Annotated in this window: 13 protein-coding genes; 10 read left to right on the forward strand and 3 right to left on the reverse strand. The window is 70.7% G+C overall.

What is annotated here, in order from left to right:
• Positions 1–12: 12 nt before the first annotated feature.
• Genes JGR78_RS03795 through JGR78_RS03810 form a run of 4 tightly spaced genes read left to right on the forward strand, consistent with a single transcriptional unit; the run spans position 13 to position 5,343 of the window.
• Entirely contained in the window at positions 13–1,089 is a 1,077-nt protein-coding gene (locus tag JGR78_RS03795; RefSeq protein ID WP_182792340.1) for a microcin C ABC transporter permease YejB, read from the forward strand.
• Positions 1,086–2,192 carry an ABC transporter permease gene (locus tag JGR78_RS03800; protein WP_182803086.1) on the forward strand — a complete coding sequence of 369 codons (1,107 nt, stop codon included), beginning with the start codon at positions 1,086–1,088 and terminating at the stop codon, positions 2,190–2,192. The genes JGR78_RS03795 and JGR78_RS03800 overlap by 4 nt, the downstream gene beginning before the upstream one ends.
• Positions 2,189–4,129 (forward strand): ABC transporter ATP-binding protein, encoded by a 1,941-nt coding sequence (locus JGR78_RS03805; protein ID WP_234450848.1) that lies wholly within the window; start codon positions 2,189–2,191, stop codon positions 4,127–4,129. The genes JGR78_RS03800 and JGR78_RS03805 overlap by 4 nt, the downstream gene beginning before the upstream one ends.
• Positions 4,126–5,343, forward strand: coding sequence for a glycosyltransferase (locus JGR78_RS03810; protein WP_182792342.1), 1,218 nt, complete (start codon positions 4,126–4,128; stop codon positions 5,341–5,343). The genes JGR78_RS03805 and JGR78_RS03810 overlap by 4 nt, the downstream gene beginning before the upstream one ends.
• Here the strand turns inward: JGR78_RS03810 and JGR78_RS03815 are convergent.
• The 3 genes from JGR78_RS03815 to JGR78_RS03825 all read right to left on the reverse strand — a co-directional run bounded on the left by JGR78_RS03815 (position 5,340) and on the right by JGR78_RS03825 (position 7,919).
• The gene (locus JGR78_RS03815) at positions 5,340–6,269 is read right to left on the reverse strand and encodes an AEC family transporter (protein ID WP_182803088.1); all 930 of its coding nucleotides are present in this window, start codon (positions 6,267–6,269) and stop codon (positions 5,340–5,342) included. The genes JGR78_RS03810 and JGR78_RS03815 overlap by 4 nt on opposite strands.
• A 330-nt stretch (positions 6,270–6,599) precedes the next feature.
• Entirely contained in the window at positions 6,600–7,361 is a 762-nt protein-coding gene (locus JGR78_RS03820; RefSeq protein ID WP_182792344.1) for a hydroxypyruvate isomerase family protein, read from the reverse strand.
• Positions 7,362–7,919 (reverse strand): DUF1285 domain-containing protein, encoded by a 558-nt coding sequence (locus tag JGR78_RS03825; RefSeq protein WP_182792345.1) that lies wholly within the window; start codon positions 7,917–7,919, stop codon positions 7,362–7,364. It lies immediately after the preceding gene.
• Between the two features lie 64 nt (positions 7,920–7,983).
• Here JGR78_RS03825 and JGR78_RS03830 point away from each other — a divergent pair, with 64 nt between their 5' ends.
• From JGR78_RS03830 to JGR78_RS03850, 6 genes are read left to right on the forward strand one after another with little or no spacing between them, the layout of a single operon-like run.
• Positions 7,984–8,985 carry a MoxR family ATPase gene (locus tag JGR78_RS03830; RefSeq protein ID WP_182792346.1) on the forward strand — a complete coding sequence of 334 codons (1,002 nt, stop codon included), beginning with the start codon at positions 7,984–7,986 and terminating at the stop codon, positions 8,983–8,985.
• A gap of 8 nt (positions 8,986–8,993) precedes the next feature.
• Positions 8,994–9,866 (forward strand): DUF58 domain-containing protein, encoded by an 873-nt coding sequence (locus JGR78_RS03835; RefSeq protein WP_182792347.1) that lies wholly within the window; start codon positions 8,994–8,996, stop codon positions 9,864–9,866.
• A complete protein-coding gene (locus JGR78_RS03840; protein WP_370576423.1) occupies positions 9,863–11,797 on the forward strand; it encodes a BatA domain-containing protein in 1,935 nt (644 codons plus the stop codon). The genes JGR78_RS03835 and JGR78_RS03840 overlap by 4 nt, the downstream gene beginning before the upstream one ends.
• Positions 11,794–12,672 carry a DUF4159 domain-containing protein gene (locus JGR78_RS18555; protein ID WP_370576424.1) on the forward strand — a complete coding sequence of 293 codons (879 nt, stop codon included), beginning with the start codon at positions 11,794–11,796 and terminating at the stop codon, positions 12,670–12,672. The genes JGR78_RS03840 and JGR78_RS18555 overlap by 4 nt, the downstream gene beginning before the upstream one ends.
• On the forward strand, positions 12,669–14,804 hold the full coding sequence (locus JGR78_RS03845) for a hypothetical protein (RefSeq protein ID WP_182792348.1): 2,136 nt from the start codon (positions 12,669–12,671) through the stop codon (positions 14,802–14,804). The genes JGR78_RS18555 and JGR78_RS03845 overlap by 4 nt, the downstream gene beginning before the upstream one ends.
• A complete protein-coding gene (locus tag JGR78_RS03850; protein WP_182803090.1) occupies positions 14,801–16,237 on the forward strand; it encodes a D-alanyl-D-alanine carboxypeptidase in 1,437 nt (478 codons plus the stop codon). Before JGR78_RS03845 ends, JGR78_RS03850 begins: the two co-directional genes overlap by 4 nt.
• Positions 16,238–16,290: the final 53 nt, after the last annotated feature.

The raw sequence follows: 16,290 nt of genomic DNA on the forward strand, positions 1-16,290 counted from the left end.
GCAGGGACACCGATGGGCGCATATCTTCTGCGGCGGCTGCTGCTGATCATCCCTACGCTGATCGGCATCATGCTGGTCAACTTCACCCTGACCCAGTTCGTCCCCGGCGGCCCGATCGAGCAGATCGTAGCTCGCGTCCAGGGCGAAGGCGACGTCTTCCGCAACATCGCCGGCGGGGGCGACGCGGGGCAGGGCGCATCCACCGAACGCTACGCCGGGGCGCAGGGCCTGCCGCCCGAGTTCATCGCCGAACTGGAACGCGAGTTCGGCTTCGACAAGCCCCCTGTCCAGCGATTCCTGTCGATGCTGTGGGACTATCTGCGCTTCGACTTCGGCGAATCCTGGTTCCGGTCCATTTCGGTCGTCGATCTGGTGATCGAGAAGATGCCGGTGTCGATCACGCTGGGCCTGTGGTCCACGCTGCTGGCCTATCTGATCTCGATCCCGCTGGGCATCCGCAAGGCGGTGCGGGACGGGACGCCGTTCGACACCTGGACCTCCAGCGCGATCATCGTGGGCTACGCCATCCCCGGCTTCCTGTTCGCGGTGCTGCTGATGGTGCTGTTCGCGGGCGGCAGCTACTGGCAGATCTTCCCGCTGCGGGGGCTGACCAGCGACAACTGGGAAAGCTTGTCGGCCTGGGGAAAGGTCAAGGACTACCTGTGGCACATCACCCTGCCGGTGATCGCCTCGACCATCGCCAGCTTCGCCACGCTGACGCTGCTGACGAAGAACAGCTTTCTGGACGAGATCAATAAGCAATATGTCATGACCGCCCGCGCCAAGGGGCTGGCGGAACGGCGGGTGCTTTACGGCCACGTCTTCCGCAACGCGATGCTGATCGTGATCGCGGGCTTCCCCTCGCTGTTCCTGGGCGTGTTCTTCGGCGCCTCGATCCTGATCGAGACGATCTTCTCGCTGGACGGCCTCGGCCGCCTTGGCTTCGAGGCCGCGGTGCAGCGCGACTATCCGGTGATCTTCGGCACGCTCTATGTCTTCGGCTTGATGGGCCTTCTGGTCGGCATCCTCTCGGACCTGACCTATGTGCTGGTCGATCCGCGCATCGACTTCGAAAGCCGCGCCGGATGAGCCTGTCGCCCCTGAACCAGCGCCGCTGGCGCAACTTCCGCCGCAACAAGCGCGCCTTCTGGTCGCTGGTGATCTTCGCGGTGATCTTCGTGCTGTCGATGCTGGCCGAGGTCATCGCCAACGACAAGCCCATCGTCGCCAGCTATCGGGGAGACCTGTACTTCCCCGCCTACCGCTTCTACCCCGAAACTGCCTTCGGCGGCGACTTCGGGACGCAGGCGAACTACACCGACCCCTCGGTGGAATGCCTCATCATCTCGGGCGGGCGCGAGGAATGCTGGGACGACCCCGAGGCCACCATCGCCGAGGCCCGCAGCACCGGCACCGTGAACGGTGAGGAAATCCATCGCGGCTGGACCATCTGGCCGCCGATCCCCTACCACTACCGCACGATCAACAACGTGGGCACCGCCCCCTCGGCCCCCGATGCCGCGCATTGGCTTGGCACCGACGACACCGCGCGCGACGTGCTGGCCCGCGTGATCTACGGCTTCCGCCTGTCGATCCTGTTCACGCTGATCGTGACGGTGATCGCCTCGGCCCTCGGCATCGCGGCAGGCGCGGTGCAGGGCTATTTCGGCGGCCGCACCGACCTGATCTTCCAGCGCCTTCTGGAAATCTGGGGCTCGACCCCCTCGCTTTACGTCATCATCATCCTGTTTGCGATCCTCGGGCGCAGCTTCTGGCTGCTGGTCTTCGTCTCGATCCTGTTCGGCTGGCCCGCGCTGGTCGGCGTCGTCCGGGCCGAGTTCCTGCGCGCCCGCAACTTTGAATATGTCCGCGCCGCCCGCGCCCTGGGCGTCAACGACCGCACCATCATGTTCCGCCATATCCTGCCCAACGCCATGGTGGCGACGCTGACCATGCTGCCCTTCGTCGTGACCGGCACCATCTCCAGCCTTGCCGCTCTGGACTACCTCGGCTACGGGTTGCCCGCCTCGGCGCCCTCGCTCGGGGAACTGGCGCTGCAGGCCAAGCAGAACCTTCAGGCGCCATGGCTGGGCTTTGCCGCCTTCTTCACCTTCGCCATCATGCTGTCGCTTCTGGTCTTCATCTTCGAGGGCATCCGCGACGCCTTCGACCCAAGGAAAACCTTTCGGTGAAGGACCCCCGCGACCCCCGCCCGCCGCTGGACAGCCCCCGCGACGCCGCCGACCCGGCGATGGCCCGCGATCCGCGCGACCCCGCCCGCGACGAGGTGCTGACCGACCCTCGCCCCGACCCAACGGAACCTGCTGGCCCCGCTGCCGTTCTGCCGGTGGTCCCGTCCCCCGGCAAGGCCGCCGCTGTCCCCGAGGCCACCTCGGACAAGCCGCCCATTTTCGAGCGGTCTGAGCATATCCCAGTCTCGGAAGCGCCCGGAAAACAGTCCGCCGGACTGTTTTCAGCAAATGAGGGGCGAAGCCCGAGCGGGGCGGCGGCCCGGTCCGGCAGCGACACAAACGCCGTCCTTTCCGTCCACGACCTGCGCATCAGCTTCGTCAACGAGGGCCGCTCGACCCCCGCCGTCAAGGGAGTCAGCTTCACCGTGGGTCGCGGGGAAACCGTCGCGCTGGTGGGCGAATCAGGGTCCGGCAAGTCGGTCACGGCGCTGTCCACCGTCCAGCTTCTGGGCGCCTCGGCCCGCATCGAGGGCAGCGTCCGCTACAATGGTGCTGAGATGATCGGGGCGCCCGAGGAAAAGCTGCGCGCCGTGCGCGGCAACGATATCAGCTTCGTGTTCCAGGAGCCGATGACCTCGCTGAACCCGCTGCACACGCTGGAACGGCAGATCGGCGAAAGCCTGGCGCTGCATCAGGGCCTGACAGGTCAGAAAGCACAGACGCGCATCATTGAACTGCTGAACCGCGTCGGCATCCGCGATGCCGAAAGCCGCCTGGCCGACTATCCGCACCAACTGTCCGGGGGCCAGCGCCAGCGGGTGATGATCGCCATGGCCTTGGCGAACGGGCCGGAGCTGCTGATTGCGGACGAACCCACCACGGCGCTCGACGTGACGATCCAAGCGCAGATCCTCGACCTGCTGGCGGACCTCAAGCGCGACGAGGGGCTGTCGATGCTGTTCATCAGCCACGATCTCGGGATCGTGCGCCGCATCGCCGACCGCGTCTGCGTCATGCAGGGCGGCGAGATCGTGGAACAAGGGCCGGTCGAGGACATCTTCCGCAACCCCCGTCATCCCTATACCCGCAAGCTGCTGGCAGCCGAACCCAAGGGCATCGCCGAGCCGATCGACCCCGCCGCACCCGAGATCGTCTCGACCGAAGCCCTGCGCGTCTGGTTCCCGATCAAGCGCGGCTTCCTGCGCCGCACCGTAGGGCACGTCAAGGCGGTGAACGCCGCGACCCTGCGGGTACGGGCGGGCGAAACGCTGGGGATCGTGGGCGAATCCGGGTCCGGCAAGACGACGCTGGCGCTGGCGATCATGCGGCTGATCGAAAGTACTGGCCCGATCGTCTACATGGGCCGCGACATCTCGGCCCTGCAAGGCCGCGGGTTGCGGCGGCTTCGCCGCGACATGCAGATCGTCTTCCAGGACCCCTTCGGCAGCCTCTCCCCCCGCATGACCGTAGGCCAGATCATCGCCGAGGGACTGGGCGTGCACGGCGTCGAAAAGGGCCGCGATCCGCGTCAGATGGTGACCGGGATCATGGCCGAGGTCGGCCTCGACCCCGCCACGATGGACCGCTATCCGCACGAGTTCTCGGGCGGCCAGCGCCAGCGCATTGCCATCGCGCGGGCGATGATCCTGCGGCCGAAGGTGGTGGTGCTGGACGAACCGACCAGTGCGCTCGACATGACCGTGCAGGTCCAGATCGTCGAGCTTCTGCGCGACCTCCAGCGCCGCCATAAGCTCGCCTTCCTGTTCATCAGCCACGACCTGCGCGTGGTCCGCGCCATGAGCCACCAGATCATGGTCATGCGTGCGGGCGACGTGGTGGAACAGGGTACCACCGCGCAGGTCTTCGACGCGCCCCAAAGCGACTATACCCGCGCCCTGATGGCCGCGGCCTTTCACGACAGCAAAGACCGACCGTGAAGATCCTGTTCGTCCACCAGAACTTCCCCGGCCAGTTCCCCCACCTTGCCCCCGCGCTTGCCGCGCGTGGCCATGACGTGCTGGCGCTGACGGACGAGGCGAACGAGCGCGCCAGCCCGGTCCGGGTGGTGAAATACGCGAAGCCCCCGCAGGTGACGACCAGCCACCCGCTGGGGCGGACCTATGCAGAGATGGCCGAGCGCGGCTGGCTCGCCGCCCGTGGCGCTCGGGCGCTGAGGGATCGCCATGGCTATGCGCCCGACGTGATCTTCGGCCATTCCGGCTGGGGCGAGACGCTGTTCCTGCGCGAGATCTGGCCCGAGGCGAAGCTGCTGGTCTATGCCGAACTGATGTATCGCACCCGAGGCCATGACGTGGGTTTCGAACCCGAGATCAGCCCCGGCACCGACGAGGCGCGGGTGCGCACCGTCGCCCGCTCGGCGCATCTCATCCAAGGCTTGGTGCAGGCCGATGCCGGGCTGTCGCCCACCCGCTATCAGGCCGAGAGCTTCCCGCCCGAACTGCGGTCCAAGCTGACCGTCATCCACGACGGCATCGACAGCGACCGGGTGAAGCCCGACCCCTCGGCCACGCTGCCGCTGCCCGATGGACGGGTGCTGCGCGCGGGTGACGAAGTGCTGACCTATGTCTCGCGCTCGCTGGAACCTTACCGCGGCTTTCATGTCTTCATGCGCGCGCTGCCCGGCGTGCTGGCGGCGCGGCCGCAGGCGCAGGTGGTCGTGATCGGGGCCGAGGGCGTCAGCTACGGCGGCAAGCCCGCCGACGCCGAAAGCTGGAAGGCGAAGATGCTGGACGAGATGGGCGACCGGCTGCCGCTTGACCGCGTGCATTTCCTCGGCCGGGTGCCCTATCAGACTTACCTGTCCACGCTGCAGGTTTCGCGCGTCCATTGCTACCTGACCTATCCCTTCGTCCTCAGCTGGTCGCTGACCGAGGCGATGTCGGCGGGCTGCCTGATCGTCGCCTCTGACACCGAGCCGGTGCGCGAACTGATCCGCGATGGCGAGAACGGCCGGCTCGTTCCCTTCCACGATCGCACCGCGCTGGAAGCCGCGCTGATCCGCGCGCTTGAAGGCGACCCCGAAGCCGAAGGGCTGCGGGCGGCGGCGCGAGCGGTGATTGCCGGCGGCTACGACCTGCGCCGCCACAGCCTGCCGCGCCTGATCGACTGGGTAGAGGGCTTCGGCCCCTAGATCCCCGCCATCGCGATCAGTCCGGCCAGCACCAGCGGGATTGCCAGCACCGCCAGCACCGTCTGCGCCGCCGTGATACCCGCCATCAGCGGCGCATCGCCCCCAAGCTGGCGGGCGAGAATATAGGAGGACGAGGCCGTCGGCAGCGTCTGGAAGACCAGCGCCGTCACCAGCGCCTGCCCCTCAAGCCCCATCAGCAGCGCGACGGCCAGCGTGGCGAGCGGCATCGCCCCGAACTTCAGCGCCGAGGCTGTGGCGACCGGCCCAAGCCAGCGCCGCGCGCCCCCGAACTGCAGCGCCGCGCCGACGCAGAGCAGCCCCAGCGGCAGAGACGCCGCCCCCAGCGAGCGCAGTGCAGGGCCGATTCCCGGCGGCATCTCGAACCCCGCGGATTTCGCCGCGATCCCGGCGAAGGAGGCCAGCACCAGCGGGTTCGTCGCCACCTGCCGGACGACGCCGCGCAGGCCCAGCCGCGCATGGCCATGGCGGGCAAAGACCAGCACGCAGAGGATGTTGACCGTGGGCACGATCACCGCGTTGCAGATCGCCGCCAGCGCGATGCCGCTTTCGGGAAACAGCCCCACCGCCAGCGTGACGCCGACATAGTTGTTGAACCGGATGCTGCCCTGGAAGACCGAGGTGAAGGCGGGTCCGTCCAGTCCCATCGCCGGGCGCAAGGCCAGCGTCAGCGCCGCCACGATCACGATCGCCGTGACCAGCGTCAGGGCCAGCGCCCCCACTGGCAGCGCGCCGATGTCGGCGGTGACGAGGCCGTGGAAGAACAGGCTCGGCAGCAGGACGAAATAGCTCAGCCGCTCGGCCTGGGGCCAGAAAGCGGCGGCGAGAAAGCCCCTGCGGCGCATCAGGAACCCCAGCCCGATCAGCAGGACGACAGGCGAAAGGGCGGCGAGAACTCCGGCGGTCACGGGCGCGGCCCCGACCGGACGGGGCGACAAGGCGGTGCAGGCATCTGCATGGTCAGGGAGGCAGCCTTTTGCCGGTGGCGTGGTCGGCGCCCGGATGCCATTCCCAAGGGCGCTGTGCAATCACTGCCTGGACGAGATGCAATGCGACCGGAAAGAGCCGCTCCGCGGGGGCGGACCCCGTGCTGATGCTGCTGGTCGGACGCGCAGGCTGAACGCGGTCTGGTATCCTGAAGCCTTGCCAAGGCCAAGGCATTACCGGATCACCGCTTGCCGGCATCCCCTGCCGTGACCTGCGGAGGTTGCCACAAGGTTGGCCGCATCGGGCCGTTCTCAGGCAGCCGTTCCGCGCAACCAGCGCAGCCCGGCCTCGGTCGTCGTCGCGGGGACGTATTCCGCGCCGACCCAGCCGTTGTAGCCCGCCGCATCCACATGGCGAAAGAACACGGCATAGTCGATCTCGCCGCCTTTCGGCTCGTGCCGGCCGGGAAAACCCGCGATCTGGACATGGCGGGCGCGGCGGGCGTGGCGGTCCCAGCAGGCGATGGCGTCTCCCGTGATCCGCTGGGCGTGGTAGGCGTCGAACTGCAGCCCGAGGTTCGGCGCGCCGACCTCGTCGATCAGCTCGGCCGCGAGGTCGTAGTCGGCCAGGAAGTAACCCGGCATGTCGTCGCTGTTGATCGGCTCGATCAGCAGGCTGGCATGGGGCGCGCGGGCGCAGGCCCAGCGCAGGTTCTCGACAAGGCTGCGCCGCGCCGCCGGGCCTTCGGCGCGGCCCGCCATGACATGCAGGTGACGGCAGCGCAGCGCCTGGGCGAAACGCAGGGCGCGATCAAAGTCGCGGCGGAACCGCTCCTCTCCCCCGGGCACGGCGGCGAAGCCTCGGGGTCCGCCCGCCCAGTTCGGGGGCGGGGTGTTCATCAGCACGAATTCCAGTCCCGCTGCCCGCAGCGCGGCGGACAGTTCGGGCGCGGCGAGGTCATAGGGGAACAGCATCTCGGCGCCCTCGAACCCCGCGCTGCGGGCGGCGGCAAAGCGTTCCAGCACCGGCAGTTCGGTGAACAGGAAGGTCAGGTTGGCGGCAAAGCGCGCCATTCAGCCCTCCAGGGGGAAACTGGCGCCCTGAGAACGCAGGACAAGCCGACCCGAGCCGCCGTCCTGTGCCGCCTCGACCAGCCGGTAGAAGGTCTTGCGGTCGATCAGCGCATCAAGGCCGCGGCGGACATGGACATAGGGGCGCGGCTCGCCGTCCCGGTCCTCGACCCGGATGGGGTTGTCGGGACCGGCCACCACCTCGTCGCCGACATTGGTGGTGAAGCGGATCAGGTCGTCGGAAATCTCGGCATCCACGGCGAGGAAGGGCGCGTCCACGACCCGGATGCCCAGCTTCTCGACCGGCGTGACGAGGAAGAATTGATCCCCCTCACGCTTCAGCACAGATGCAAAAAGCCGCACCATCCCGGGCCGGCCAATGGGCGAGCCCTCGTGGATCCACTGCCCGTCCGGGCGGATTTCCAAGTCCATCTCGCCGCAATAGGGCGGGTTCCACAGGTGAACCGGGGGCGGCCCGCGCCGTCCGGCCTGTCGTGCGGCTTCCATGATGCCCGCGCCGGTCGCGCGATCGTGCCCGGATTTTTCGCCCTTGTCCGTCATTGCCAGTGGAGCCTTCCGCGAACCGCCAATATGCTCTCCGTTACAGCAGAGCGAAGGCAGAGTCATGGCCGCAGAAGATAAACTCGTCGCGGATGCCACCCTTCTGGCCGGGCGGCTGACCGAGGCCCGCGCCAGCATCGAGCGCCGCTTCGTCGGCCAGCACGAGGTGGTGGAACAGGTGCTGGCCGCGATCCTGTCGGGCGGACACGCGCTGCTGGTGGGTCAGCCGGGGCTGGGCAAGACGATGCTGGTCGATACGCTTTCGACCGTGCTGGGTCTCGACAGCGCCCGCATCCAGTTCACGCCGGACCTGATGCCGGCGGATATCCTCGGCTCCGAGGTGCTGGACATGCGCCCGGACGGCACCCGCGCCTTCCGCTTCGTCGAGGGGCCGGTCTTCACCCAGCTTCTGATGGCCGACGAGATCAACCGCGCCAGCCCCCGCACCCAGTCGGCGCTGCTGCAGGCGATGCAGGAAGGCGAGGTCACGATCGGCGGCCAGCACCGTCCGCTCGGCCGCCCGTTCCATGTGCTCGCGACCCAGAACCCGATCGAGCAGGAGGGGACATACCCTCTGCCCGAGGCGCAGCTTGACCGTTTCCTCGTGCAGGTGGACATCGACTATCCCGACCGCGACACGGAACGTGCGATCCTGCTGGCAACCACCGGGGTCCAGCGGGACCGGCCCCATGCGGTGCTGGACGCGGCTTCGCTGATCGACGCGCAGCGGCTGGTCCGCGCGATGCCAGTGGGCGAGGGCGTGACGGCGGCGATCCTTGATCTGGTGCGCTCCGCGCGGCCGGGTGGGGCCGAGGCTCCGGGCTGGGTCGGCGAGACTTTGGTGTGGGGACCGGGGCCGCGCGCGGCGCAGGCGCTGATGCTGCTGACACGGGCGCGGGCGGTGCTGCAGGGCCGCTTTGCGCCGACGCTGGACGACGTGGCGGCAATGGCGGCGCCTGTGCTGCGACACCGCATGGCGCTGTCCTTCGCCGCCCGCGCGCGGCGCGATTCAGCCGATGCCGTGATCGGGCGGCTGATGGGCGAAAGCCTGCGGGCCGCCGCCTGAGGCCCGCGATGCGTCAGCCCGCATCCCCTCGCGCGGAAGGCGCGGTCGCGCTGCGCCTGGGGGCGGAAGCTGCAGCCGCTGGCCTGCCCGAGCTGATGCTGTCGGCTGAAAAGCTGGCCGCCAGCGTCGATCCCGGTGCGCATGGGTTGCGCCGGGCAGGCAGCGGCGAGGATTTCTGGCAATACCGCCCTGCGGCCGCGGGCGACCCGGCCAGCGCCATCGACTGGCGCCGCTCGGCCCGGTCCGACGCGGCCTTCGTGCGGGAACGCGAGCGGCAGGCGCCGCAGTCGGCGGTGCTGTGGGCGTCCGGCGCCGCCGGCATGGGGTGGAGCGGGGATGCCGCGCGGCCGCAGAAGGGCGAGCGGGCGCGGCTGCTGGCGCTGGCGCTGGGGCTGCTGCTGCTGCGCGGGGGTGAGAGGGTGGGCGTCGGTCCCGCGGATGCCAAGGCGGGGCGGCTGCAGGCCGAGGTGCTGGGCCGGGACCTGCTGTCGGCGCAGGCCGAACTTCCCGGCGCAGGCACGCTGCGTCCGCATCGCCGGGTGGTGCTTATCGGGGACTTTCTGGGTGACATCGGTCCCCTGCGGGCGCTGCTGGACGAGGCGACGGCGCTGAACTGCCGGGGCGCGCTGATGCAGGTGCTCGACCCGATGGAGGAGGAATTTCCCTTTGCCGGCGCCGTCCGCTTCCGCGCGCCCGCGGGCGACCGTCACGCGACCCGCAATGCCGGGGCGCTGCGTGAGGCCTATCTCGCCCGGCTGGCCGAACGGCGGGCGGAACTGTCGCGCATGGCCGAAGGAGCGGGCTGGCGCTTCGGCACGCATGACACCGGCGCGGCGGCCTCGGTCGCGCTGATGTGGCTGCACGAGGCGCTGGCGCCATGATGATGCTGGGCCCCCTGGGCTTCGCGGTGCCGTGGATGCTCGCGGCCGGGGCGGCGCTGCCGGTGCTGTGGTTCCTGCTGCGCGCGGTGCCGCCAAGCCCGCGCGAGGTTGTGTTCCCCGGCACCGCGCTGCTGAAGGGACTGGCCGATCCCGCGCCGATCACCCGGCACACGCCCTGGTGGCTGCTGATGCTGCGGCTCATGGCGGTCGCGGCGGCGATCCTGGCCCTTGCCGGCCCGGTCTGGAGGCCGGGGCCGCAGACGACCGGCTCGGGACCGTTGCTGCTGGTGGTGGATGCGGGCTGGGCGGCGGCGCCGGGCTGGCAAGAGGCGCAGGCGCGGGGGCTCGCGGCGCTGGACCAGGCGCAGGGGCAGGGCAGGCCGGTGGCGCTATGGATTGCGGACGGGCAGGGTGGCCGTGGTTCAGGCCCGGTGTTCGGCACGGGCGCGGAGGCTGCCGCCGCCCTGCGCGCCGCTGCACCGCAGGCCTGGGGGACGCGCTACCCCGATGATCCGGCGGCGATGCTGGCCGAGGCACCCGAGCGGCTCGATACGCTGTGGCTTGCCGATGGACTGGACCATCCGGGCCGCGCGGGGCTGCTGCAGGCTCTGGCCACGCGGGGCGGCGTGACCGTGGTGCCGCCGCGCCGCATCCTGCGCTCGCTGGCGCTGGACGGCGCGCCGCAGCCCGCGCTGGTCCTGCGAGCCTCGGCGGCGGGGCCGTTGCCGGACGTGCTGGCGATGGGACCGGACCCGCAGGGCGTGCAGCGCCAGCTTGCGCGCCTGACTCCGCCCGAAGCCGTTGCCACGCCGGATGGCGCCGTTGCCGCTACGCTGGTCATCGACCTGCCGCCCGAACTTCGCAACCGCGTCACCCGCTTTGCCATCGAGGGCGAAGCCTCGGCGGGTGCCGTGGTGCTTGCCGACGACCGCGTCAGGCGGCGCAAGGTGGCGCTGGTGGGTGACGCCCGCGCGACCGAGGGGCAGAGCCTGCTGTCGCCGCTGCATTACCTCCGGCAGGCGCTCGCCCCGTCGACCGATCTCGTCGAAGGAGGGCTTGCCGATGTCCTGCCCGCCGCGCCGGATGTCGTGGTTCTGGTCGATGCCGCGCCGGGCGCCAATGCCGACCCGCTGGCGGAATGGGTCGAGGACGGGGGGCTATTGATCCGCTTTGCCGGTCCGCGCATGGCGGCACAGGAAACGCTGGCCGAGGACCCGCTGTTGCCCGTGCGCCTGCGCCCCGGCGGCCGTGACGCGGGGGGCGCGCTCAGCTGGGGCGAGCCGCGGGGGATCTCTCCCTTCGCCGCGGACGGGCTGTTCGCCGGTCTTGCGGTCCCGCAGGATGTGACGATCCGGGCGCAGTTGCTGCCAGAGCCCGACCCGGACCTGCCCGGCCGCACGCTGGCGCAGCTTGCCGACGGCACGCCGCTGGTCACGCGCGCCCCCTTCGGCGAAGGGCAGGTCATGCTGGTCCACACCACGGCCAATGCGGAATGGAGCAACCTTGCCCTGTCTGGTCTGTTCGTGAGCATGCTGGACCGCATGGTGCAATCCGCCCGCCGCAGCCTCTCCGATCCTGCCGACACGGCCGAGGCCGCGCATTGGACGGCCGAGACCGTGCTGGACGGCTTCGGCCGCCCGCAGGCGCCCGAGGGCTTGGCCCCGGTCGCGGCGGCGGATTTCGCGGCCGGGCCGAGTCCGCTTGCCCCGGCAGGGGTTTATGCCGCGGCTGAGCGCCGGGCGGCGCTGAACGCGGGCGGGCCCTTGTCGCCCGCCGCATGGCCCGGCGCCACGGTCGAGGCCGCGGACACCGCCCCCGGCACGCCGCTGGCCGGCTGGCTGCTGGCGCTGGCCGGCTTGCTGCTGACCGCCGACGCCCTGGGCACCGCCCTGATCGCGGGCAGCCGGCGCGGGCAGGGGGCCGCTGCATGAGCCGGCCCCTGACCCGCCGCGCGCTGCTGATGCTGGCGGCGCTGGTCCCGACATTGGGACAGGCGCAGGATCTGCCCGAGCCGGACCCCCGGCTGGCCGAGGCGGCACGTGAAAGCTCGCTCGCCTATGTCGTCACCGGAGAGATCGAGGTGGACGAGGCATCGGACCTCGGGCTGGCCGGGCTGACCGGGGCGCTGCGGGCGCGCACGACGGTCGAGCCGGGAACGCCCGTCGCCGTCGCGCTGGACGAGGACGACCTGTCGCTACTCAGCTTCCTTTACTGGCCCGTTACCGACACCCAGCCGCTGCCCTCGCCCACGGCCTATGCGCGGCTGAACCGCTTTCTGCGGACAGGGGGCATGATCCTCTTCGACACCCGCGACGGCGATCTGGCCGGGACGGGGGCGCCGGGGGGTTCGGCGGCGCTGCAGCGGCTGGCCGCGCCGCTCGACATCCCGCCGCTGGCGCCGGTTCCGCCCGACCATGTGCTGACCCGCGCCTTCTACCTGCTGGACGACTTTCCCGGCCGCTGGCAGGGCACCACCGTCTGGGTCGAGGCGCTTGAGGCGGGCGCCGGGACGGGGGCGCTGGGCCGGTCGAACGACGGCGTGTCGCCGGTGGTGATCGGGGGAAATGCCTGGGCCGAGGCCTGGGCCGAGGATGAATATGGCCGCCCGCTTTATGCCATCGGCCGGGGCTATGATGCCGTCCGCCAGCGGGAACTGGCGCTGCGCTTCGGCATCAACCTTGTCATGTATGCGCTGAGCGGGAACTACAAGTCCGACCAGGTCCATGTCCCCGAACTGCTGGAACGGCTGGGGCGCGAACGGGGCGAACCGCCCTCGGACCTGCGGATACCGGGGCTGCTGCCATGACGCGGCTCGACTTCGATCCGCTGCTGCCCTGGCCCCTTGTCGCGGCGCTGGTGGCGCTGGCGGTGCTGGCGGCGGCGCTGGCATGGTGGCGGGGCTTGCACGGCTGGCCGTGGCGGGGGCTGGCCGGGCTTGCGGCGGCGCTGGCGCTTTCGGGACCGACGCTGGAAACCGGGGTGCGGCGCGGGCTTTCCGACATTGTGCTGCTGGTCGAGGACCAGAGCGCCAGCCAGTCGCTGCCCGGCCGCACCGAACAGGCCCGCGCCGCCGCGCAGGCGATGGCAGACCGCCTCACCGCCAGCCCCGGCACCGAACTGCGCCGCATCACGGTCGGCGACGATCCCGACGGCACCCGGCTGGGCGAGGCGATCACCCGTGCGCTGGCCGCCGAGCCCGAGGCGCGGGTCGCGGGCGCCATCGTCGTCACCGACGGCCAGTTGCACGACCCCGCCGCCCTGCCGGCCACGGCCCCTGCGCCGGTCCACGTCCTGCTGACCGGCCAGCCCGCCGACTGGGACCGCCGGCTGGTCATCGAGGAAGCCCCCGCCTTCGGCCTGATCGGAGAGCCGGTGACGATCCGCGTCCGCGTCGAGGACCAGGGCGCGGTTCCCGACCCCGTGCAAGGCCGCGCCGCGACCCTGCGCATCTCGATCGACGGGGCCGAGGAGCAGGTGTTGACGATCCCGCCCGGAATGCCGCTGGACATTCCCGTGACGCCCGCGCACGCCGGGCAGAACGTGGTGGCGATCTCGATCGACGCGCCCGAGGCCGAGCCGCCGCAACTGACCGATCTCAACGACCGCGCCGCCGTCCAGATCGAGGGCGTTCGCGACCGGCTGCGCGTCCTGCTGGTGTCGGGCGAACCGCACCCGGGCAGCCGCGTCTGGCGCAACATCCTGAAATCGGATACCAATGTCGATCTGGTGCATTTCACCATCCTGCGCCCGCCGGACAAGATGGACGGCGTTCCGGTGGACGAACTGGCGCTGATCGCCTTCCCGACCGAGGCGCTGTTCCAGGAACGGATCGAGGATTTCGACCTCATCATCTTCGACCGCTACAGCGTGCGCGGCATCCTGCCGCCGGTCTATTTCGACAACATCCGCCGCTATGTCGAAGCGGGCGGGGCGCTGCTGGTGTCATCCGGCCCCGAGGCCGCCAGCGTCGAAAGCCTGCACCTGTCGCCCTTGGGCGCGATCCTGCCGGGCCGGCCCACGGGGCGGTTCCTGAACGTGCCCTTCCTGCCGCGCCTGACCGATGCCGGACAGCGCCACCCGGTCACGGCCGCGCTGCCTGGCGCGCCCGACCCCGACGCGGCCGGGGCTTCGCACTGGGGCCGCTGGCTGCAGATGGGCGACGTGATCCCCGAACCGGGCGCCGAGGTGCTGATGGTGGGCGAGGAGGACCGTCCGCTGCTGATCGCCGACCGGGTGGGCGAGGGGCGGATCGCGCTGCTGACCTCGGACCAGGTCTGGCTCTGGGCGCGCGGCTTCGAGGGCGGCGGCCCGCAGGCCGAGCTTTTGCGCCGCATTGCCCACTGGTCGATGAAGGAGCCGGAGCTTGAGGAAGAATCGCTGGCCGTCTCCGTCACCGAGGGGCTGGGCCTGCAGGTGACGCGGCAGACGATGGAGGAGTCGGTCGGAGCCGTGACCATAACCCGGCCGGACGGGACAACCGCCGAACTGGGGCTGGAGCCTGTCGCGGACGGGCGCTTCTCGGCCCGCTGGCAGGCGCCGGGGCCGGGGCTTTACCGCCTGTCCGAGGGCGAGTTGTCGCGTGTCGTCGCGGTCGGTCCCGCCGCGCCGCGCGAGTTCGAGCAGACCGTCGCCACCGGCGAGGCCATGGCAGATCTTGCCGAAGCCACGCGCGGCGCCGTGTTGCGGCTGTCGGACGGGATGCCAGACCTGCGGAGGGTGGCCGAGGGCAGGCAGGCCTTTGGCGAGGGCATCCAGCGCCCGTGGATCGCCATCACCCCGCGCGAGGCCGAGGCAGTGGACGGGCTGGCCGTGCGTCCCCTGCTGCCGCCATGGGCCTGGCTGCTGCTGGTTGCCGGGTTTGCGCTGATCGGATGGCTGGTCGAGGGCGGGCGGCTTGGCCGATCCCTGAAGATGCGCCAGGTGCCGACCTCAGGATGATGGACAGACGCGGCTTTCTTTTCTCGGCGCTGAGTGCCTCGGCCCTGTTGGCGACACCTGCCTTGGCGGACCGTCCCCGGCACCGGCCCGTGCTTTCTCCGGCAGAGATGCTGGCGCAGGCGAGGCTCGGCGGGGCGGAGCTTGGTTTTGTCGCCATCGACCTGACGACGGAACTTCCTGTTTCCGAACACCAGTCCGGGCTGATGCTGCCGCCGGCAAGCACCCTCAAGATCGTGACGGCGCTTTATGCGCTGGATCGCCTCGGGGCCGCGCACCGCTTTTCCACCCGCGTGCTGCGCGATGGGGACAGGCTGGTGCTGGCGGGCGGGGGCGATCCGACGCTGGACAGCGACGGGCTGGCGAGCCTTGCCGGGCAGGCGGCGCAGGCTGCGGGCGACTGGCGTCCGGCGCGCTTTGCCGTCTGGGGCGGCGCGCTGCCGCGGGTGGTCGAGATCGCGCCGGGGCAGGCGGCGCATCTTGCCTATAATCCGGCGGTTTCCGGGCTGATCCTCAACTTCAACCGGGTCCATCTGGGCTGGCGCTGCGATACCGATTGCGCGCTCAGCCTCGAGGCGCGGGCCAGCGGCCATTCCCCACGCGCCTATACCATCGGCGCAGGCGTGCGGCCGGGCGGCGGCGCATATCTGCACTGCGTCGGCGAGGGCCGCGAGCATTGGGACATCCCGCGCGCGGGCTTAGGCGCGCGGGGCACCCGCTGGCTGCCGGTGCGCCAGCCCGAGGCCTATGCCGGTGACGTGTTCCAGACGCTCGCCCGCGCCGCGGGCCTGCCGCTGCCGTCGCCCGAGGTGATCGAGGAAACCCCCAGCGGCCATGAGATCGCCCGGCATGACAGCCAGCCCCTGCCGGCGGTGCTGGGCGGGATGCTCAGGCACTCGACGAACCTGACGGCCGAGGTGCTGGGGCTGGCCGCGAGCGGGGCGGACGGACAGGTGGCGTCGGCGCAGCGCATGGCAGAGTGGCTGCAGGCGACCGGCGCGGGCATGGCGCAACTGGCGGATCATTCGGGCCTGAATGCGGGGAACCGCATCTCGGGCGAAACGCTGGCGCGGCTGCTGGCGCGGCCAGAGGCGCAATCGGCCCTGCCGGCGCTGCTGAACCCCGACCCGTTGCGGGACGTGCTGGGCGAGGCCTCGCGCGGCGGCGGAAAGGCCGGCGCGCCGCTGGTGCAGGCCAAGACGGGGACGCTGAACTTCGTGTCCTCGCTGGCCGGTTACGCCTCGATGCCCGAGGGACGCAGGGTGGCTTTTGCGGTGCTGGCCGCCGACGAGGCGCGGCGCGCCGCGACCGAGGGGCAGGACTGGCCCGAAGGCAGCCTTGCCTGGGTCAAGCGCGCAAAGCTGCTGCAGCGCGACCTGGTCGCGGCAAGCATGGCGCCGCCCCGTGCCCTGCGCGCGTTGCCGCCGGAGATCTAAAGCGCGGTGTGATGGTGGAGTGGAAACCCCACCTTGCGTCCTTGCAAGGCTCG

Source organism: Paracoccus sp. MC1862, assembly GCF_016617715.1.
In the GTDB taxonomy this organism is placed as follows: Bacteria; Pseudomonadota; Alphaproteobacteria; order Rhodobacterales; family Rhodobacteraceae; genus Paracoccus.